General features: G+C 41.3%; 17 protein-coding genes. 8 read left to right on the top strand and 9 right to left on the bottom strand.

Translation table 11 applies throughout. The features are described 5' to 3' along the window. Positions 1 to 5 precede the first annotated feature (5 nt). The 3 genes from JWQ34_RS07955 to JWQ34_RS07945 all read right to left on the bottom strand — a co-directional run bounded on the left by JWQ34_RS07955 (position 6) and on the right by JWQ34_RS07945 (position 5,185). On the bottom strand, positions 6 to 716 hold the full coding sequence (locus tag JWQ34_RS07955) for an SGNH/GDSL hydrolase family protein (RefSeq protein ID WP_299356237.1): 711 nt from the start codon (positions 714 to 716) through the stop codon (positions 6 to 8). Between the two features lie 4 nt (positions 717 to 720). Then, the gene (locus JWQ34_RS07950) at positions 721 to 3,519 is read right to left on the bottom strand and encodes a 2-oxoglutarate dehydrogenase E1 component (protein ID WP_299356235.1); all 2,799 of its coding nucleotides are present in this window, start codon (positions 3,517 to 3,519) and stop codon (positions 721 to 723) included. A gap of 352 nt (positions 3,520 to 3,871) precedes the next feature. Then, a complete protein-coding gene (locus JWQ34_RS07945; RefSeq protein ID WP_299356233.1) occupies positions 3,872 to 5,185 on the bottom strand; it encodes a DASH family cryptochrome in 1,314 nt (437 codons plus the stop codon). 139 nt (positions 5,186 to 5,324) lie between these two features. Between JWQ34_RS07945 and JWQ34_RS07940 the strand changes: the two genes are divergently transcribed. Further along, on the top strand, positions 5,325 to 5,978 hold the full coding sequence (locus JWQ34_RS07940; protein WP_299356231.1) for an HAD family phosphatase: 654 nt from the start codon (positions 5,325 to 5,327) through the stop codon (positions 5,976 to 5,978). Between the two features lie 57 nt (positions 5,979 to 6,035). Continuing rightward, entirely contained in the window at positions 6,036 to 6,350 is a 315-nt protein-coding gene (locus JWQ34_RS07935) for a Dabb family protein (protein WP_299356229.1), read from the top strand. A gap of 451 nt (positions 6,351 to 6,801) precedes the next feature. Here JWQ34_RS07935 and JWQ34_RS07930 read toward each other — a convergent pair whose 3' ends face one another. Then, the gene (locus JWQ34_RS07930; RefSeq protein ID WP_299356227.1) at positions 6,802 to 8,118 is read right to left on the bottom strand and encodes an FAD-dependent oxidoreductase; all 1,317 of its coding nucleotides are present in this window, start codon (positions 8,116 to 8,118) and stop codon (positions 6,802 to 6,804) included. Positions 8,119 to 8,202: 84 nt separating this feature from the next. Here JWQ34_RS07930 and JWQ34_RS07925 point away from each other — a divergent pair, with 84 nt between their 5' ends. Continuing rightward, positions 8,203 to 8,727 (top strand): YfiT family bacillithiol transferase, encoded by a 525-nt coding sequence (locus JWQ34_RS07925; RefSeq protein WP_299356226.1) that lies wholly within the window; start codon positions 8,203 to 8,205, stop codon positions 8,725 to 8,727. 52 nt (positions 8,728 to 8,779) lie between these two features. Here JWQ34_RS07925 and JWQ34_RS07920 read toward each other — a convergent pair whose 3' ends face one another. Then, entirely contained in the window at positions 8,780 to 9,235 is a 456-nt protein-coding gene (locus JWQ34_RS07920) for a DinB family protein (protein ID WP_299356224.1), read from the bottom strand. Positions 9,236 to 9,316: 81 nt separating this feature from the next. Here JWQ34_RS07920 and JWQ34_RS07915 point away from each other — a divergent pair, with 81 nt between their 5' ends. Both JWQ34_RS07915 and JWQ34_RS07910 read left to right on the top strand, forming a co-directional pair. Beyond that, complete coding sequence (locus JWQ34_RS07915; RefSeq protein ID WP_299356222.1) at positions 9,317 to 11,032, top strand: glycosyltransferase family 39 protein; 1,716 nt, start codon at positions 9,317 to 9,319, stop codon at positions 11,030 to 11,032. 9 nt (positions 11,033 to 11,041) lie between these two features. After that, a complete protein-coding gene (locus tag JWQ34_RS07910; protein ID WP_299356220.1) occupies positions 11,042 to 12,073 on the top strand; it encodes a hypothetical protein in 1,032 nt (343 codons plus the stop codon). A gap of 143 nt (positions 12,074 to 12,216) precedes the next feature. On the opposite strand, the gene JWQ34_RS07905 is transcribed toward JWQ34_RS07910, so the two are convergent. From JWQ34_RS07905 to JWQ34_RS07895, 3 genes are all read right to left on the bottom strand, one after another. After that, positions 12,217 to 12,912 carry a head GIN domain-containing protein gene (locus JWQ34_RS07905; protein WP_299356219.1) on the bottom strand — a complete coding sequence of 232 codons (696 nt, stop codon included), beginning with the start codon at positions 12,910 to 12,912 and terminating at the stop codon, positions 12,217 to 12,219. A gap of 66 nt (positions 12,913 to 12,978) precedes the next feature. Next, positions 12,979 to 14,667: a M1 family metallopeptidase gene (locus JWQ34_RS07900; RefSeq protein WP_299356218.1), complete on the bottom strand. Its 1,689-nt coding sequence runs from the start codon at positions 14,665 to 14,667 to the stop codon at positions 12,979 to 12,981. A gap of 40 nt (positions 14,668 to 14,707) precedes the next feature. After that, the gene (locus JWQ34_RS07895) at positions 14,708 to 15,142 is read right to left on the bottom strand and encodes a hypothetical protein (RefSeq protein ID WP_299356217.1); all 435 of its coding nucleotides are present in this window, start codon (positions 15,140 to 15,142) and stop codon (positions 14,708 to 14,710) included. A 110-nt stretch (positions 15,143 to 15,252) separates the two neighbouring features. Here JWQ34_RS07895 and lpdA point away from each other — a divergent pair, with 110 nt between their 5' ends. Beyond that, entirely contained in the window at positions 15,253 to 16,656 is a 1,404-nt protein-coding gene (lpdA, locus tag JWQ34_RS07890; protein WP_299356215.1) for a dihydrolipoyl dehydrogenase, read from the top strand. Positions 16,657 to 16,813: 157 nt separating this feature from the next. After that, positions 16,814 to 17,998, top strand: a complete 1,185-nt coding sequence (locus JWQ34_RS07885) for a threonine synthase (RefSeq protein WP_299356213.1) — start codon at positions 16,814 to 16,816, stop codon at positions 17,996 to 17,998. Positions 17,999 to 18,053: 55 nt separating this feature from the next. On the opposite strand, the gene JWQ34_RS07880 is transcribed toward JWQ34_RS07885, so the two are convergent. Further along, positions 18,054 to 19,034 carry a sugar phosphate isomerase/epimerase family protein gene (locus JWQ34_RS07880; protein WP_299356211.1) on the bottom strand — a complete coding sequence of 327 codons (981 nt, stop codon included), beginning with the start codon at positions 19,032 to 19,034 and terminating at the stop codon, positions 18,054 to 18,056. 777 nt (positions 19,035 to 19,811) lie between these two features. On the opposite strand from JWQ34_RS07880, the gene JWQ34_RS07875 reads away from it, so the two are divergent. Beyond that, the gene (locus JWQ34_RS07875; protein WP_299356209.1) at positions 19,812 to 19,982 is read left to right on the top strand and encodes a hypothetical protein; all 171 of its coding nucleotides are present in this window, start codon (positions 19,812 to 19,814) and stop codon (positions 19,980 to 19,982) included. Positions 19,983 to 20,215 lie beyond the last annotated feature (233 nt).

Raw genomic sequence — 20,215 nt, 5'->3', positions numbered from 1 at the left:
TATAGTTAATGGCTATCAGCCAATCTAAGCATCTTTATTCTTGTCCACAACATATTAGCTATGTTGCGCATTCCTTTGTCACTTGGGTGGGCCTGGATCCCTGGATCAGCATATAAACCGTGTGAAAAATTTGACCCATCATTCACTATAGATTTCAACAAAATAAATGGCGGGTATTTTACCATTACATCATCAATTACACTGCCCCATACAGAACCGCCTCCTAAAACGATAACGTTAGGGTTACCGGTCTTGAAATAGTTTATCAATGCGGTATACCGCTTATCAAACATATTCAAATCAGCATTTACCGGTATGTTTTCACCTATTCTTATTATTACAAGATCAGGTTTTGAATCTCTTAAACTTTTTAACTCGTCATCAAAGTTATAATGTTCGGCATCAACCTCAAACGGCAAAATATTTTTAATCTGTACCCTAACATCCGGGTTTTTCACCTGGAAATGCTTTGTTAAAAGATGTACATAGTCAGAATCTTGTTTTGTGGCCGCCATACCCCAATCTCCATACCATCCTATCGCAGGATTTTGTGCTGTATAAGTAATGCTATTACCTAATATTACTACATTATTAAATGCTAATGTACTATCAATAATTTTAGCTGCATTTACCGATTTGTTAACGGTTGCAGCTTCTTTTTTACAAGCTATTATAAATAGTACAGCTACTACCCAAAGTAATTGCCATTTCATCATGTTATTAGTCAGCGCCTGCAGTTGCCATTTTTTCGGCTGTTGCTTTAACTGTTTCTTTTACTTTTTTGCCTGCCGGCGATTCGAATGCTTTTGATATGATGTACAATTGTTGCGCGGCATGCTGTTTAGCAAAACCGGTGGCCGTACTCGCGCTTTCGTTACGCGATATAATATCAAATTTCAAAGCTTCTTCGGTACGCGATTTACGATACAGATACGGCCATGCGCCCATATTCTCAGGCTCTTCCTGTACCCATATAAAATCTGTAGCCTTGCTGTATTTAGCCCTGATTGCTGCTAACTGCTGCACCGGGGTTGGATATAATTGCTCTAACCGAACTATCGCTACGTCCTTACGCTCATCAGCCTGTTGTTTCTCTAACAGATCATAATAGATTTTGCCCGAACAGAATAATACGCGCTTAACCTTTTTAGCATCAGCATAAGTATCGTCAATAACTTCTTTAAACACACCATCTGTAAAATCAGCCAAAGGCGATACACATTTAGGGTTACGCAATAAACTCTTCGGTGTAAATATGATCAGTGGCTTGCGGAAATCGCGGTACATCTGGCGGCGCAACACGTGGAAGAAGTTGGCCGGAGTAGTGCAATTTGCTACCTGGATATTGTTATCGGCACAAAGCTCCATAAAACGCTCAATACGAGCTGATGAATGCTCAGGTCCTTGCCCCTCATAACCATGTGGCAATAGCATTACCAAACCGTTACCACGCTGCCATTTAGTTTCGGCACTTACTATATATTGGTCAACAATGGTTTGCGCGCCGTTAAAGAAATCGCCAAACTGCGCTTCCCATATAGTTAGCGCATTAGGGTTTGCTAAAGCATAACCATACTCGAAACCTAAAACACCGTACTCTGATAATAAAGAGTTGTAAATGCTAAACTTTTCGCCGCCGATAGTATCCAAGGGTGTATATTCTTCCTCAGAATCGGCCAGCGTTAATACCGCGTGGCGATGCGAGAAAGTACCGCGTTTAACATCCTCGCCACTTAAACGTACCGGGTGCCCATCCTTTAATAACGATCCATAAGCCATTAACTCGCCCATGGCCCAATCAAAAGAATGGGTGCTGTTAACCATTTTGCTGCGGTCCTCAAAAAGTTTCTCAATCTTTTTAAAGAACGCTTTATCCTTAGGCAGATCGGTTAATTTTTTACCGATAACCAATAATTCTTCTTTAGATACTGTGGTATTTACCGGGGCATTAAAATCCCGCTCGGTTGCCAAATGCAACCCGTTCCAGGCACCGGCAAACATTGGGATAGACTCGGTAAATTTATCTTCGGCTTTTGATTCGTCAAGATCTTGCTGCAATAACGCACGGAAATCTTTTTCCATCTTTTTAACCTCGGCATCATCAATAACACCTTCGGCCATTAGTTTAGTTAAATAAACCTCGCGCGGGTTTGGATGTGCATCTATAGCTTTGTATAATACCGGTTGGGTAAACTTAGGCTCATCAGCCTCGTTATGGCCATAACGGCGGTAACATAATATATCTATAAATATGTCGTCATGGAAAACCTGGCGATACTCCATAGCCAAATTTATTACATAGGCCAGCGCCTCAACATCGTCACCATTAACATGGAAAACCGGCGATAAAACTGTTTTTGCCACATCTGTACAATAGGTACTTGAACGGGCATCAACAAAGTTGGTGGTAAAACCTATCTGGTTATTAATAACCAGGTGTATGGTGCCGCCAGTGCGATAGCCATCCAGTTTTTCCATTTGTAAAACTTCGTAAACAATACCCTGGCCTGCTACAGAAGCATCTCCATGTATCAATATAGGGGCTATCTTAGTATGATCGCCGTTATATTTAAAATCAATTTTTGATCGGGTCAAACCTTCAACAACCGGATCAACCGCCTCTAAATGCGACGGATTAGGGCAAAGGCTTAAGTGTACTTTCTTGCCATTTTCGGCTTCAACATCGGTAGAGAAACCTAAGTGATATTTAACATCGCCACCCGCGGTCGAGTCCTCATCATAGTTTTTACCTTCAAACTCAGAGAAGATCTCTTTATAGGTTTTCTTCATGATGTTGGCTAACACGTTTAAACGTCCGCGATGTGCCATACCAATGGTAAACTCTTCAATACCAAGGGCTGCCCCTTTTTGGATAACAGAATCCATTGCAGGTATCAAAGCCTCGGCGCCTTCTAACGAAAAACGTTTTTGGCCCAGGAATTTAGTGCCCAGGAAGTTTTCGAAAATAACAGCTTCACTAACTTTACGTAGCATCAGCTTTTTCTCATCTGCAGAAAAATTGGGCTTGTTGCGCTGGCTCTCCATACGGTCCTGGAACCATTTAACCTTTATAGGGTTACGGATGTAATGATATTCTGTACCTATGGTGCCGCAATAAGTTTCTTCCAGCATTTGCACAATATCGCGCAACTTAGATGGGCCCATGCCTACTTCAACGCCCGCGTTAAATACAGTATCCAGATCAGATTTGGCTAAACCAAAAGTTTCCAGCTCTTTACCGGGAAAATAGTGACGACGCTCGCGCACCGGGTTAGTTTGGGCAAATAAATGCCCCCTTCCCCGGTAACCGTCGATCATGTTTAGTACATTGATCTCTTTTAAAAAGTGTTCGGGTGTTTCGGCACTAACTATGGGTGCCTGCGCTCCGCGCCCAAAATCAAACCCTTCGAAAAATTTTTGCCAGCCAAACTCAACCGATTCAGGGTCTTGTTTATAGGCTTCGTATAAAGAATCAATAAAAGCTGCGTTGCTGTTATTTATATAATTGAGGCTATCCATTGTAAACCAATCTTAAAGATGATGCAAAAGTAAGCATAACGTATTATAAACTTTAAATTTAATTGTAAATGATTTACTACTTTTCCCACAAAAAAACGCTTAAATGGCAAAAAAAGCCACATTAATACCAATAGGTGGAAAACTTAGCAAAAAGAGTTGTTAGCGTAAATTTTTGCGCACCAAATTGCGCAGGTATCCAAAGCCTTCAAAAAGCACCGCCAGGAGGCCAATGATGATCGTAAATTGTTCGAAGGTATTCATATATCAAATATACAATGGATTGACGCGGAGCGTATCATTTTATTGTATGTTTTTGTTGGGGGATAGATGGCGATTACTCACCCGATCATCGCTACACAGCAATAACCTGCCCAACTTTCGCCTCCTCGGCTAGCCATATATTGATAAACTCGCTATTTACATCCAACTCACTAGCCTGTTTAGCAATATTAAAATACTTGTTATCGCGCGGATCATGGCCCAGGCCGGCAACATAAGCCCAATTGCCCCAGTTACTGGCCGGCGAATAATCTATCAGCTTCTCCTCAAAATAGGCAGCACCTTTTTTCCAGTCGACCTCCAGGTCACGCACTAAGTAGCCTGCCGCCATTTGCCTGCTAAAATTACTTATGTAGCCCGTTGCATTTAGCTTATGCATACTGGCGTCAATAAATGGTATGCCTGTATTACCCTTTTTCCACCTTTCAAATAACTCCTGTTTTTCTGTTGATGTGGTTTCGGTTTGTTCATCAGTAGTAAAATATTGCTTGCCGTGCTTTTTAAACATAAACCTAAAGTAATCGCGCCACAGTAGTTCAAGCTCCAACATACCGGTATTGTGTACATTGTTAGCATGCTCGTGTTTTACTACGGCCCAATATACCTGGCGCATTGATATGCAGCCCAGCGCCAGCCACGGTGCCAGTTTGGATGACCTATCAACCGTTGCGCCGTTTCTGCCTTTTGTTGGCGCTATTTGGCTATTGTTGGCAAAATATTCTTCCAGGCGCTGTAAGCCTTCGGTTTCGCCGCCTTTAAATTTCACCTTTGCGCGTATATCATCAACCGGTTCATTTAAACCTAATTGTTGTAGTGTTGGCAGTTCGCCGGCATCGGTAATTTGGGGTGTTACAATATTTACAGGGGTTGCTATGCATGGGCGCACATTACTGTCGCGTTCTACCTTTTTCTTGAAAATTGCAAAGCTATCCGGGATGTCTTTTATCGGGAATGGCAAGTCCTCTTTATGATATAAAGTATGACCGATGAAATGTTTAAGGTTAAGCTTCAAGTTCCATAACGCGGTTTCCACTTTTTCGGATATATCGGTCTCTTCGTAAGCCACCTCGCGGTGATGGTAAACTTCGTTTACGGCATATTGCTCTGCCAGTTGCGGCAAAACTTCGGCGGGATTACCTATGCGGATGATGAGTTCGCCTCCCAGGGCTTGCAGGTTTGTGCGCAGATCAGCCACCGACTCTACTAAAAACCTTGCACGTAGCGCGCCGGTTTTGGGTGTACCATCGGCTGCAACACTAAAATAGTAGGGATCAAAACAATAAACGGGTAAAATTTTATCGGCCTTGCGTGTAGCCTCTAACAGTATTTCGTTATCATGAATACGCAAGTCATTTCTAAACCAAACCAGTATTGTCTTTTCACTCATAAGATTTCAGCACCCACAAATTTGCAATTTATTTGGTTTAATGTACACTATATATCCAATATTTGACATCAGGGCAACATTTAAATGAATAAAACTAACCTATTATTTTAATTTAGGCCCGTAATAAACAAATATCAGTTTGAAAAATATAGCGGCAATTTTTGATATGGATGGTACCATGGTAAACAATACCCCTTATCACCTAAAATCATGGCAAACTCTTTTTAAAAAATATGGTTTAAGCGACTTACAACCTCAAACCTATTATACCAAAATTAGCGGCATACCTATAATAGATACTTTAAAAAGCTTGTTTGCCAATGCTGATGAAGCAACGTTAAGATCGCTACTGAAAGAAAAAGAGGGCCTTTACCGCGAATTTTATGCGCCATACATTGCCCCGATAAACGGTCTTGAAAATTTACTGATCGAATTAAAAGAGGCAGGCTTTAAACTGGCCATAGCATCATCAGCAACGATGGATGATATTGACTTTGTGTTGAACCATGTACCCGTAAGGCAATATTTTGATGTTATAATAGACGGTAATCGCGTTAGTAAAGGGAAACCCAATCCGCAGATTTTTTTAAAAGCCGCAGCCGATTTAAACATACTACCACAGGATTGCGTAGTTTTTGAAGACTCGCTGGCTGGTATTAAAGCAGCCAACGCCGCCCAAATGAAAGTTGTTGGTATAACCACCGGACAGACGGCAGATAAACTACAGCCATCAAACCTGGTTATAACCGATTTTACGGAATTGACAGTTGAAAAACTGGAAGCATTGTTTTAATATTGCCGTAGCAACTTTCACATAATTATTTAGCATTTATACTTTTATATAAAACCCATGCAATTAAAAAACATTGTTGTTCACCAGGTGTATTTTTGGCTTAATAACAAAGCCGACTTACCAAAATTAGTAGAAGGTTTAAACGTAATGGTTCCCATAACATCTATACGCGATATACATATTGGCATACCTGCCGCGACAGAAGAGCGCGATGTAATTGAAAACAGTTATGATGTTTCGCTGTTGGTTACCTTCAATAACATTGCAGATCATGACCATTACCAGGTAGATCCGTTGCACGATATTTTCAGGGATGATTATGCCGGGCCGCTTTGCAAAAGAGTTATGGTGTTGGATAGTGTGGATGCTTAGATAGCGTTGTAGCGCTCATAGCCGCTAGGCCTAGTTACTTTTCCTTGATGAAAAGTAACCAAAAATCAAGTCAGACGAGATGCTTCTCTGCCGCACAGGGCCTTTGCCCGGCAAATCAGGTAAAACCCAGGGCCCGGTCCTTTTGCCCCTTGTTGTCGCACAAGGCCACCGCTTCAGGCAAAATTACCAATGCCCTTGCCGCCGCACGGCCCAACTTGTTTTACCTGCTTTCACCCGAAGCTTTTCGTCTGACATCAGGGCCAGAACCAATATTCTGCAAATTATGAAAAATCAAAAAAGAAGCGCAAAGGCCTGTCAGCACACGCGGCCGGGAGTATGGCCTGTGAGGTGGCAGCGATTGGGCTGACTTGATTTTTTGGTTCTTTTTCATCTAAGGAAAAAGAACTAGGCCTTAGCGGCCATGAGCGTCACCAAGCGATAAATAGTAAGCTTAATTAATCATCCGCCCATTCAAATCAACCAGTCGTCCAAAAGGATTAAGAAACTGGTTAGCCAATATAGCAAATTCGCGGCGGGTGACGGGGTGCTGCAGATCAAAATCTGAAGTAAACTTATATTTAGTTTTCCAGTCCTTTTGTATGGTTATCCTAAACGATTGAGGATCAGCAAGTGTTATTTCGCTAATGAATGACAGCAGGTTATCTATCGTAAACTGATTACCGGGCTTAGTATTGTTGAACCATATAAAAGCGCGACTGTATATTTCGGTTAAAGCGGACTTTATTTCGGCGGTATTAACCGGGGCATCGGGCATAAAAAGAAACTGCAAATTGTTCCCCTCTCTTTTTTGTACACCTTTAAGCAGGCCCGTAGCCGCTATTTGCTGCAGCGCTCTAAAGTAGGTATCAGTTAGGTTAACATCATCAAAAGGCAATATATAGCCTTTAAAATCCAATAACTCGCCTTGCACTATTCTTACCCGTAAGTTTTTTTGAGTGGTTTTAAAAAACGCGCAAAAGGCAGCCATTGTACCAACACCTTGGCCCACTGCAATTTGCAATGGCAAATTTTGAAGCGTTGGTGCAACAGGTAAAGCCTTATCAGCAATAAATAAATTATCAGCATCCCTGGCTATTAGTGCATAAACTGGTAAATAATATGCCGGAGCCGGTGGATATGAAGTTTTAAACCGGTTATCTGCTTGCTCCAACACATCGCCAGTGACTATGGAGGTACGATACAAGTTATCGTTATTAGCTATTGGTAATGGAAATTGGGCGCCAACCATTGTTACTATATCACCGGCTTCGGTAGCGTCTACTATTGTTTTTGCCTTAATATAATTTGTAGTCCCGTTTTCGGTAATACTTACTTGCCAACCTGTGCCATCTTTTTTAATAGCCGTATACGGTGTATTTAATTTTAAGGTGAGTCTTTGTGTGGTATCGGCTATTTTCATGAATATGCCTGCGCCTGCAAAGGGCTCAAATTTTAAAGGCGCGTTGTAAGCGGTATCATAGCCCGGTGTACCCTTATAAAGCAAATGCACATGTTTACGAAACTCGCCCCATATCCCTGACGATATATTACGATTAGCCCCGATAGTGATCATGCTTTTGCCTTGCATGTTTTCCAACCAATTGCCTTTACACAACAAAACCGTTCTTAATTTACTGCGCGAGCTTTGTAAAGCCGCCGATACCGCGCCCACACCATTACCAATAACCAGCACATCGGTTTTTATAGTTTCGGCATAGGTGAAAGTAGAATATATAATTAAGGTTAGTACTAGTAATTTTTTCAACATCAACTAAATAAACGCGTTTAAAACGCTAATTTAGTGCAAACGTTATAAAAACCTTATAATAATATCCAAAAACGCAATTAATTTATGACAGACGACCAACTTAAATACCCTATTGGAGAATTTAGTGTACCTGTATCTTATACAAGTCAGGATATGCAAGGTTGGATAAATGATATCAAAGAATTACCTGGCAAAGTGCGCCAGGCTATCATCAGCCTAAATGAAACACAGTTAGATACGCCTTACCGTCCCGGTGGCTGGACGCTTAGGCAAGTAGTTCATCATCTGGCCGATAGCCACATGAACTCGCTGATTCGTTTTAAATGGGCATTAACCGAAGACAGCCCAATTATAAAAGCATATGACCAAGCCGGCTGGGCCCTACAGGCCGATTATAAACTGCCCGTTGAGCCCTCACTAAAAATGTTGGAAGGAATACATCAGCACCTGGTAGCTTTATTTGAAAGTTTTAATGAGGAACAATGGAACCGCTATTTTGTACACCCGGAAACCGGGGCCAACGTCCCATTAAAAAGAAACCTGGCTTTATACGCCTGGCATGGCAAGCACCATTTGGCGCATTTAACTAATACCATAAAGCAGTTTTAGAAAAGAACTGAACAACCTCCCGCCATCATTTCCCCTACAGAGGACTAGGGGCTTATATCACCCGTTTCAAAGCAAAAATATAGCCCGTATGAAATCCTTCATGAAAAGGTAAAAAGCTAACTGCTTCTTGTATATTACTTAACTCGGCGCCATAGCGGTTTGTCCATGGAGTATAGTTAGGGAAAAGGTTATTTGCAAGATCAATCTCCAGTTGGTCAATGGTCGAAATAAATAGCCTTTTTATATTTTCAAAGTCGCTTTCATCAAAAAAGCGCTCGGGTTTGGTTTCCGGTCTAAAAGTATTCCAAAATTCATCGTCAATAATAGCGGTGACTCCGGCGCGTTTATAGCATACACCTTGTTGCGCAGCTACCATATGGCCAAGGTTCCATATAATGTTGTTATTAAATTCTGCGGGGATCTTGTTTAACTGGTCAATAGTTAATCCATCAACGGCTTCGAGAATACGCAGCCGGGGCATTTTTATAATTTCAATTGCTTTGGTCATGGTTTTATAATTTCGGCTAATTTATGATTATCCACTTAAATACATTTATATACATTTGCGTAAATGTATTTAGCCGCTTAAATGTCTATATCGCCTGCACAAAAATTAGAACAATCTGACAAACCAATCTGGTATTTTTTGTTGGCCTGGACTATTTTAAACATTGTACAGGCGTACACCCTCGAACTGCATGCCGATGAGGCATACTATTGGATGTATTCCAGATTTTTAGACTGGGGCTATTTCGACCATCCACCCATGGTGGCGCTGTTTATTCGCATAGGCGATAGCCTGGTGCATAACGAATTTGGGCTGCGGCTCATTACCGTAATAACCAGCAGCGCGGCCATATATATATTATGGCTCACCCTTAAAAAATACACGGTTAATGTATGGGCGTTTATATTGGTAGTATCAGGTACGCTGATATTTCATATTTATGGGTTTACCACCACACCCGATGCGCCGTTGTTTTTCTTTGCGGTGTTGTTCTACTACTTTTATCAGCGTTATATTGATGAAGATAAATGGTCGCTAGCCATAATATTGGGAGTGATTATTGCCTGTATGCTGTACAGTAAATATCACGCGGTATTGCTGGTAGCTTTTACGGTGGTAAGTAATATCAAACTATTAAAACGCCCATCATTTTATGCTATCACGATATTGGCGGTTGCGCTATACATCCCCCATATTTTATGGCAGATAAACCATGATTTTCCATCGGTAAATTATCATTTGTATGAACGCGCGGTAAAGATCTATAACCCCGAGAATAGCTATTTATATATCCCTGGTCAGTTGTTAATGGCGGGGCCGTTAATTGGCTGGTTCTTGTTTTACTCGGCTTTCAGCATAAAAATAAAAGACGCTTTTATAAGGTGTTTATTGGTAAACTCCATAGGGACATTCGTCTTTATCTTTCTAACCACTTTTAGGGGCGAAGCCCAACCACATTGGACGCTGATAGCCTTCGCGCCTTTAATTATGCTGGTGCTTATCCGCTTTAATCAATGGGGTAGTATCTCTAAGTGGTTTAATACGGTTGCGATAATTAATATCATACTGATTGTAGCTTTACGGTTGGGTATGGTGTTTTCGATACCGGTTGTTACCCGTATAGGGCAGATAAAAAGTTATTATGGCTTTAAAGAATGGGCGCAAGTAGTAAAACAAAAGGCAGGCAACAACTTTGTTATTATGGACGATGGTTTCCAGAACCCGGCTAAGTATAATTACTATACCAATAGCCTGAAAGCATTCTCGTACGACTCGCGCTACTATCGCCATACCCAGTTTGATATATGGCCAATTGAAGACCAGATGCAGCACCAGCGCGCTTATCATTTAATAGATTCGGCTTTTAATTTTGTTACTGATACTATAAACACCAAAGCCGGTAAATGGTATGCGGCCTGGATTGATGATGTGCGCACTTATCAAAAAATACAAATTGCCGCTAATATCAGCAATTTAAAATTACATGTAGGTGAGGAAACCCCTATTGATTTAACCATCACAAATCCATATCCTTACAGCGTGGATTTTAGCAATAAAAAAGCAAAGCACCACGTAATACTGGCATCTGTATTTTTTAAGAGCGATGGTTTGATATTTGCGCGGAAAAGCGGCGATAATTTTAACAACATAAAGTTAAAGCCCAGCCAAAGTACCCATTACACTTTTTACCTGATAGCCCCCCGCATAAAAGGAAAGTACGAGATGATCTTCTCTATACGTACACAGCCTTTTGAAGGGAGCAAGAATAGCAAGATCATTAATCTTGTAGCACAATAAAATTGACTTATGTTTAAAAAAATATACCTGTTCCTTGCCATTTTTATAATTACCAGCACAGCGGCCTTAGCGCAGCAAAGTTTGGATGTTAACTTTAATGCGCTTGGTTTTTTAGATAACCGCGAGTATAAAGCGTTTATTCCACGCTCACGCACCTACTCTGGTACGCTTACAACACTTGATTTTGGATTGAATTTAGATAGCCTTAACCATTTTATAGTTGGCGCGACTGCCCTGCACGAGTTTGGCGCCCAACCGTTTTTTGGCAAGGTAGATCCGGTAGCGTATTATAAATACCAGGGTGCCAAATGGCAGTTTTATGCCGGAGAGTTCCCTCGCGAGGGCTTGTTAAGCAATTATCCGCGAGCTTTACTGAATGATACATTGCGCTATTATCGACCTAATGTTGAAGGATTATTAGCACGCTATCAAACCGAAAACTTTACAGAAACCGGCTGGATAGATTGGGTAAGCAGGCAAACCGCTACCCGCCGCGAGCAGTTTTTATTTGGATTTGAAGGCGTATATAAACCTAATGCTTACGGGCCGTTTTACCTGTCGCATTATTTTTTCCTGATGCATGATGCCGGGGCAGAAATATCTGTATCAAATGACCATATTAACGATAACGGCGCAGGAGAAGTAAAGCTGGGACTGGATTTTAGCCATAAAACTGTATTAGACTCATTAACCTTTGAAGCAGGCGGCATGTTCTCGTTAGAACGCGAGCGTGGCGTAAATGGCTTTAAAACACCGGCAGGCTTTGTGTTTAGCGCTTACTTAAGCTATCATAAACTAGCGTTGTACGAAGAGTTTTACAAAGGCCAGGGCAGTACTATTGTTTATGGCGATTCATACTATTCAAAACCAACCTATAACCGTATTGATATTATTTACACGCCGTTTTTATTTAATAGGATAAAGGGGCAATTTGTAGCAAGTTTCCATTTCTCGCCGGGTAATTTGAATGATAACCAGGAGGTTTTTAGAATTAGTTATGATCTGGGCAGGAAAGTGTTGAAACGATTTTCGCAGGATTAATTTGCATGCGGATAATCCCCAAATAAATATTCATTTAACTACCGTGTTGCGACGCTAAGAGCGCTACGGCGCATTCTATAAGCTGCTATCTAACAAAAAAGGAGACACACTCGCGTCTCCTTTTTTGCTAATGTAAAAAGCGATTAATCGCGTTCAATATCGCCACTACCACTTTTACTTTTCGAAATATTTTTAGGGTTGCCGGCATAATGTACATCGCCTGATCCGCTAACGCCTGCTTTAAGGGTTGCACTTGCATATACACTTGCATCGCCGGATCCGGTAACGGTAACCGTGGTGCTTGCAGTAGTTAAACCTTTGGCAGCGTAATCGCCCGATCCGGTTACAGATACCCTCTGACTATCAGCATGCCCCGATATTTTTATATCGCCAGATCCGGTTACGCTGCTTTCTAAAGTTTTTGCATTAATCTTGCCGGCAACATCGCCAGAACCGGTTACATGTAAACTTAGGTTGTTAGCAGTTATACCATCTTTAAAATAAGCATCACCAGAGCCGGTTACAGCTATGCCGGTTACGTCTTTTATAGTAATATACACTACCACTTTTTTATTGCCGAAAATATTGTTCCAGCTAAAATGATTTTTGGTGTGGATAATTAAAGTACCGCCTTTAACATCAGTTAATATATTACCGATGATATCCGCGGGTGCTTCCACCTTAACAGATTCTGTCGATCCTTGGGTGATGTACACATCAAATGATCCGGCTACATCAACAGCATGAAAGCCAGTAAGATGGCGGTCTTCGGTATTAGCAAATGTTTGCGCCGCGGTGCCAACAAGCAACAAGGCCATAAAAATTCTGATCAGTTTCATAATAGTTTTGTTTAAGTTTTGATATATGACGCTTTTTTTATCCAAGGCGTTACACTAAAAATAAAGTTAGTCTACAATTACACCTGCATAATAGTTAAAGGTATCAACCTCTAAATTATCTTTAGTAATACCATCAATATTTACGGGGGTAAAATAGCCTTTGCCGGGTTTAATAAATTTATATTCGCCGCCTTTCATTCTTACTTTTATCGGCATATTAAAGCCGGTTGCGTTGGCAATCCATTTAGCAGACAGTTTACCGTTGATGGTAGCAAACTCAACCACCGGCAAATCGGCATAATGTAAATACTGGTCAAATACAGGCAGCAGGTTCATGCCTGATTGGTCGCTTATGTATTTTGTAATATCATCATACGTAACCGTTTGGTGGTAGAAGGTTTTATTAAGCCCCCGCAAAATCCCGCGCCATTTCTCGTCATCATTAATTATAGTACGGATCATATTTAAAATTACCGCGCCTTTTGGGTACATATCACCAGATCCTTCTTTGTTTACATTATAAGGGCCAACAATGGGACTGGTATTCTGTATACCTCTGCGTTGGCCGCTTACATATTGCTGGCCCATTTGTTTGGTCGATGTATTCTCTACAAATAAGGATTCAGAATAATCTGTAAAGCTCTCATGGATCCACATATCGCCCAAATCTTTGGATGTTATGTTGTTACCGAACCACTCGTGCCCGCTTTCATGTACGATTATATAATCCCAGGTCAAACCAATTCCGGTACCCGATAAATCTATACCCATTGGCGTACCACGATGGCCAGCATAATAACCATTGACGTAATGATTGCCATAAGCAACACCGCTTTGGTGTTCCATACCCAGGTGCGGTGTTTCTATTAATTTATAACCATCCTCATACCAGGGGTAGGGGCCAAACCAGTGTTCAAAAGCTTTTAACATACGCGGCACGTTGGCGGCAAAGTGCTTTTTGGCTTTATCAACGTTGTAGCTTAACACCCAGAAATCGGTAGTCAGCTTACCTTTTTCGCCATTGTATATATCACCAAAATGGGTGTAATTGGCAATATTAGCCTCGACATCATAATTATTAATAGGGCTCCCAACAAACCAGTCGAAACGAGTATAGCCATCTTTTAATTCTGTCTTTTTACGAAGGCGCCCGTTTGACGCGTCGGTTAATCCTTTAGGTACGCTAATGCTGATCAGCATGCTGTCCACCTCATCAGCCTGGTGGTCTTTAGTGGGCCACCAAATACTGGCACCGGCACCCTGGCAGGCTGTCGCCACAAACGGCCTGCCTAACGAGTCGGTAGTATAAACTACGCCACCATCCCAGGGAGCATTTTTGGCAATGGTTGGGTTGCCCGAGTAGTATACCGTAAATTCGTCTTTACTGCCTTTAGCAATAGTTTGCGGGAAGGTGATAAAAACTGCGCCAAACTCGCGAGTGTAGGGCAGCTCTTTGCCTTTGTATATCACCTTTTCAATATTAAGGTTGGCATACAGGTCAAACTGTAGTTTGGTAAAATCCTGCGTAGCAGTAAACTTAAAAAGGTTGCTGCCGCTGATAAATTTTTTATCGATATCAAACTTCACATCCAAATGATAGTAGTTAATATTATAGCAAGTACGTAACGGGGTTAACATTCCGCGCAAGGTGTCGGCGCGGGTAAAATTTTCTTTAGGAATGCCTAGCTGTGCTTTGGCGCTAATAGCAATAAAGATAATTGCCAGCAGAGCCGGCAGTGATCGGTATAGTTTCATGAAATCAAGTTAATTATATCCAAATATAATATTATGTGGGTTATTTATGGCGATGCAAAAGCAATATAACCGAGGCACAAGCCACACCAGCGTTATTACCACCATCATAAAACCCAATCAGGGTAGATTTAATTCCGTAACTATCTGCCGCGTACACCTTGCCATCTTCTAAAAACGCGGCGGGTTTGTCTTTTAATTGATAAGCATCTGCAAAGTATATGATTTTGCCTTCTACATGCCCGGCTATCTTATTTTTAAGTTGATAAGCGTCTGCTGAATAAATCCTACCGTCCTGCAAAAAGCCAATCACCTTGTTTTTTAGCCCATATACATCAGCCGAATAAATTTTACCTTCTTCTAAAAATCCAATGGCTTTGGTTTTAACGCCGTAAGCATCGGCCCCATAAAGCGTTTGAGCCCAGCTATAACCTGCCGAAAAGATGAAGACAAACAGTAAAATAACCAGCTTTTTCATAAAAGAAACTAAATATAGCGTAAAATGGTAATTACTAAGTCAACTAATCTCCAATTAACTAATCTCTAATCTCTAAAAAACGTAACTTTGCCCCACAAAAAAGTACTACTATGCAATATGATGTTATCGTTATAGGTTCTGGTCCGGGTGGTTATGTAGCCGCTATACGTTGTGCCCAACTTGGTTTAAAAACAGCTTGTATTGAAAAATACGCTACCTACGGCGGTACCTGCCTAAATGTGGGCTGTATTCCATCGAAAGCGTTGCTTGATTCGTCCGAACATTTTTACAATGCTGGCCATGCCTTTGCTACCCATGGTATCAACCTAAGTAATTTAAAGGTTGATTTTGGCCAGATGATAAAACGTAAAGCCGATGTAGTAGCCAAAAATACTGCCGGTATTAGCTTTTTGTTTAAGAAGAACAAAATTGACGGTTACCAGGGCATGGGATCTTTTAAAGATAAAAACACCATCATTATAACTAAAGCTGATGGTACTACGCAAGAAATAACCGGAACGAACATCATTATTGCTACCGGCTCAAAACCGTCAAGCCTGCCGTTTATTAAGATAGATAAAAAACGCATCATCACTTCAACTGAAGCATTAAACCTGCCGGAAATACCTAAGCATTTGATATTGATAGGTGGTGGTGTTATCGGTTTGGAGTTAGGATCGGTTTACGCGCGTTTAGGCGCTAAAGTATCGGTAATTGAGTTTATGGATGGCATTATCCCAACTATGGATAAAAGCCTGGGCAAAGAATTGCAAAAGGTGCTGCAAAAACAAGGAATGGAGTTTTACCTGGGCCATAAAGTTACCGGCGCTGCCGTAAAAGGTAAAGAGGTAACAGTCACTTTTGATGCCCCTAACGGTGATAAAAAAGAATTAAAAGGCGATTATTGCCTGGTTGCAGTCGGCCGTATTGCTTATACGGATAGTTTAGGACTGGATAAAATTGGTATTACCGTTGAAGAGCGTGGACGCAAAATTACTGTTGACGAGCACATGCAAACCAGCGTTAAAGGTGTTTATGCTATAGGCGATGTTGTACGCGGCGCCATGCTGGCCCATAAAGCCGAGGATGAGGGTACTTACGTTGCTGAAACCATTGTAGGCCAAAAACCACACATTAACTATAACCTTATACCGGGCGTAGTTTATACCTGGCCCGAAGTTGCAGCCGTAGGCCAAACCGAAGAGCAATTAAAAGAAAAAGGCGTAAAATATAAAACAGGTTCATTTCCGTTCCGTGCAAGTGGCAGGGCAGTAGCCAGTGGCGATTTAGACGGTTTTGTAAAAGTACTGGCAGATGCTACTACCGATGAAATATTAGGTGTGCACATGATAGGCCCACGCGCCGCGGATATGATTGCCGAGGCAGTAGTAGCCATGGAATACCGGGCAAGTGCTGAAGATATATCGCGGATAAGCCACGCGCACCCAACCTATACAGAAGCCATGCGTGAAGCGTGTTTAGCAGCAACGGACAACAGGCCGATACATATATAATGTTGTTGTAGGGTTGAAATGTTGTAAAGTTGAAATATTATGAGCAAATTTTACAAGCCAGGCTAATGTTGTACAACCTAATGCGCAAAGTCAGCGTATTGTACAACGTGCTCTCTACCATTTGAGATAGCCTGTAATAGAATTAAAAAATATAATAATGATCAACAACATTGAACTGGAACGGGCATCGTTACTGACATATCTGGAATGCCCCGAATGTGGAACCATACACAATGCCGGGGTGGTGAACACGGTTTGCACTAATTGTACATCTACCTTATTTGCTCAATACAATTTAAGCACCGGCGTCAGCAAGGATATTTTAACCGGCAGGCCCGCTACCATGTGGCGCTATAAAGAGTTTTTACCGGTTATTGATGAAAAATTTATTGTAACGCTTGGTGAGGGCTTTACGCCAATAATTCCGGTTAACAATCTCAAGAAATTTACCGGCGATAACGAAGTTTTCTGGAAAGACGAATCTGGCAACCCTACCGGGTCTTTCAAAGCAAGAGGTATAAGCGCCGCTGTATCAAAAGCAAAAGAATTGGGTATACAAATTATTGCCACACCAACTGCAGGCAATGCAGGCGGCGCGCTGGCGGCTTACGCGGCTGCCGCAGGTGTAAAGGCTATTGTGTACATGCCCAAACAAACCCCAAAAGTTTTTAAAGACGAATGCCACCTGTATGGTGCCGAGTTGGTAGAGATAGATGGCAGCATTAGCGATTGCGGCAAATTGGTTAACGAGTATGCGGCAATTAATAATTGGTTCCAGGTATCAACACTAAAAGAGCCTTATCGCCTGGAAGGTAAAAAAACGATGGGCTATGAAATTGCCGAGCAGTTTAACTGGCAACTGCCCGATGTTATTTTTTACCCAACCGGTGGCGGTACAGGCTTAATAGGCATCTGGAAAGCTTTTGACGAATTAGAACAGCTAGGCTGGATTGGCGGTAAGCGTCCGCGCATGGTAGCGGTACAGTCTGAAAGTTGCGATGGTATTGTTAAGGCGTTCCACGCTGGACAAACCGTGTCCGAATTTACGGATGGCGGCTTTACCATAGCCAACGGCCTGCGTGTGCCTAAACCTTATGCTGATAAAATAATATTAAAAGTACTGCACCAAAGCAACGGCAGCGCCATCACCATAAGCGATGATGAAATGAGCGCCGCAGTTAAAGAAATTGCCAGAAACGAAGGATTGCTTTTCGCACCGGAAGGAGCGGCCTTATGGCAAGCTTACAAAAAGCTAAAAGCCAGCCAATGGATACAATCCGGCGAAAAAGTGCTGTTGCTGAATACGGGTAGTGGGTATAAGTATTTAGAGAATATAATGTAAAGATTTCGGATGTTCGATTTCGGATTTAGAAGATTAATAGACTTGGCGAAGGGTGTCATACCAACCCACTATCCTTTAATAACTCCTTCAACGTATTTACATCCCGCTGTATCGCTTTAATAACATCCTCTTTAGGTAGGGTTAGTTTGGTTGCGCCATCATTTGCGCCACCTAGTGGGTATTCATAATGCAATGATATAGGCCGCAGTAAATCTAGTTTCTTTAGCTGGGCCAGATATTTCTTAAAGTCTACCATACCTTGCCCCAGCGGTACATCCTCTATTACCCATTTGTTATTGATTTTTGTCCAGCGGAAATCTTTTATAGTGACAGAGCCGATATAGTTTTTCAGCAGATCAAGCGTTACGGGCCACGCTTCGGCGCCATCAACGGTGGCGTGGCGTATATCAAACTGGCAGCCCATCCATTGGGAGTTTAGGTCTTTTAGTACCTCCCACAAATCCCATAACGGTCCGGCAAAACGCCCGGTATGATTCTCATAATCGCCATGAATTTTATATTGTTCATTAATAGCCGCCAAAGCTGTAATGCGTTTTTTTATTACGGCTATATTGGCTAATGTATCTAATTTACTATCATAACTATACCAACCCATGCGGTAGCTTTTAATACCCAGCATCGATGCCGTTTTTAATACGTCAGCCGTATATTTTTCATCGGCATCCCGTATATCTGTAGTAATGGTATACACATTTAAGCCTGCCTGTTTTATATCTTCTACAGCCTTCGGCAAGTCGTCTTTTACCCGTTCGGGCAATACATGCCCGCCTACACGTACGGTTAAATCAATACCATCAACACCTAATTGTGCCGCGAGGCTGGCCATGTCTTTATAATTAAGCCATTGCAGGTGTTTAGAGAATATGCTTAAACTTACTTTATCAACTATCGCTTCCGTTTTAAAAGGAGCAGACGTCAATTTAGACACACTACCCAAAGCAGATTTGCCAAAAGGTATCCCCGCTACGGCGATAGCAGCGCCTTTTATAAAATTTTTGCGGGAGATATTATTCATAATTTGGTAGTGCTGATTGGTTGTTTAAAGCTACAAAAATATTGTTGATATAGAACGCGCCGTGGACTCACACCGACATCGTTACACTTGTCGACCCTCTCTGCGCTAAACGCAAAGAGGGTTGGGAAAAGGTTTATATTTTAATGCGTCTGCCCGGAGATTTCGGATGTTCGTCCCGATAACTATCGGGGTTGGATTTACTGTACGTACGCCAATGCAACAATTACTACTGGTATTGATAGGTTAGCTGGTAGTGATTTTTGCCATTTTTCGGGTATCAGAGGTTTTGCCGGTAGTAAAAAATGCAGTTTTTCGGGTATCTGGGGTTGTGTCGGTAGTGATTTTTATCATTTATCGGGTATAATGTCTTATTCCGGTAGTAGGTTTTTTTGGTAACTAACTGTAAATGAAATTTTTATTTAAAAATTAAAGAACGGGAGATGTTTTTAAGAAAATTAAGTACTAGTTTTTTATTGTTAAATGATTTACTAGAATATTAATGGGGTTGTAACAATATACGAAAATTTAAGTGGATTAATGGTGGCGGTGATTAACGCGCGCCATGGACTCACCCCGATCCCGATCAAAAGTATTCCATACTATTGTTATATCGCTACGCGGAATATTTTATGTCTATTAAATCCGGGATTGCAAATCAGAATTAACAATTGGTGTTGTGTTATCACTCTCAAAAAACTAAATTAACGAGGGGGTATTGATGAATTAAATAACTACATTTGAAATAGCACAATTGATTACAACATTAAAAAAACCAATATGAAAAAGATAACATTAAGTATGCTGGCGATAATGATCGCGGCATCATCAGTAATGGCTTTAGATAAAACGCCGGTTAAAAAGCCAGCCCCTAAAGCAACAACCACCAAAAGCCTTAAAAGCGACAAATGCGTTAAAGGTTCTAAAGAATGCAAGAAAAAAGGTTGTTAATTAGATAGCCCCTTTTGAAGCCTCTTACTTACCGGTAGGAGGCTTTTTTGTTGACGTTTTACGTTACGTTAGTCTGAGATTACAAATCCGGACCAACTATTAGTGAAATTATTACCTGAAAATAGACTTACGAAGTTTTTAAAACTTCGTAAGTCTTATATCGAACCTAATACTGACAACATTCTGTCACTCCATTTAAAGTTAACATACTTAATTATTATGGTGTTCCGAAT

The organism is Mucilaginibacter sp., assembly GCF_028288185.1.
Lineage (GTDB): Bacteria > Bacteroidota > Bacteroidia > Sphingobacteriales > Sphingobacteriaceae > Mucilaginibacter.
This window is presented reverse-complemented; position numbering and strand designations above follow the sequence as displayed.

Bases quoted from the DNA above. Each gene is read 5' to 3' on its own strand.
- JWQ34_RS07880 (WP_299356211.1), bottom strand. From the start codon at position 19,034: ATGAATAATATCTCCCGCAAAAATTTTATAAAAGGCGCTGCTATCGCC.
- JWQ34_RS07935 (WP_299356229.1), top strand. From the start codon at position 6,036: ATGCAATTAAAAAACATTGTTGTTCACCAGGTGTATTTTTGGCTTAAT.
- lpdA (WP_299356215.1), top strand. From the start codon at position 15,253: ATGCAATATGATGTTATCGTTATAGGTTCTGGTCCGGGTGGTTATGTA.
- JWQ34_RS07905 (WP_299356219.1), bottom strand. From the start codon at position 12,912: ATGAAACTGATCAGAATTTTTATGGCCTTGTTGCTTGTTGGCACCGCG.
- JWQ34_RS07930 (WP_299356227.1), bottom strand. From the start codon at position 8,118: ATGTTGAAAAAATTACTAGTACTAACCTTAATTATATATTCTACTTTC.
- JWQ34_RS07900 (WP_299356218.1), bottom strand. From the start codon at position 14,667: ATGAAACTATACCGATCACTGCCGGCTCTGCTGGCAATTATCTTTATT.
- JWQ34_RS07915 (WP_299356222.1), top strand. From the start codon at position 9,317: ATGTCTATATCGCCTGCACAAAAATTAGAACAATCTGACAAACCAATC.
- JWQ34_RS07895 (WP_299356217.1), bottom strand. From the start codon at position 15,142: ATGAAAAAGCTGGTTATTTTACTGTTTGTCTTCATCTTTTCGGCAGGT.
- JWQ34_RS07955 (WP_299356237.1), bottom strand. From the start codon at position 716: ATGATGAAATGGCAATTACTTTGGGTAGTAGCTGTACTATTTATAATA.
- JWQ34_RS07950 (WP_299356235.1), bottom strand. From the start codon at position 3,519: ATGGATAGCCTCAATTATATAAATAACAGCAACGCAGCTTTTATTGAT.
- JWQ34_RS07945 (WP_299356233.1), bottom strand. From the start codon at position 5,185: ATGAGTGAAAAGACAATACTGGTTTGGTTTAGAAATGACTTGCGTATT.
- JWQ34_RS07910 (WP_299356220.1), top strand. From the start codon at position 11,042: ATGTTTAAAAAAATATACCTGTTCCTTGCCATTTTTATAATTACCAGC.
- JWQ34_RS07920 (WP_299356224.1), bottom strand. From the start codon at position 9,235: ATGACCAAAGCAATTGAAATTATAAAAATGCCCCGGCTGCGTATTCTC.
- JWQ34_RS07885 (WP_299356213.1), top strand. From the start codon at position 16,814: ATGATCAACAACATTGAACTGGAACGGGCATCGTTACTGACATATCTG.
- JWQ34_RS07925 (WP_299356226.1), top strand. From the start codon at position 8,203: ATGACAGACGACCAACTTAAATACCCTATTGGAGAATTTAGTGTACCT.
- JWQ34_RS07875 (WP_299356209.1), top strand. From the start codon at position 19,812: ATGAAAAAGATAACATTAAGTATGCTGGCGATAATGATCGCGGCATCA.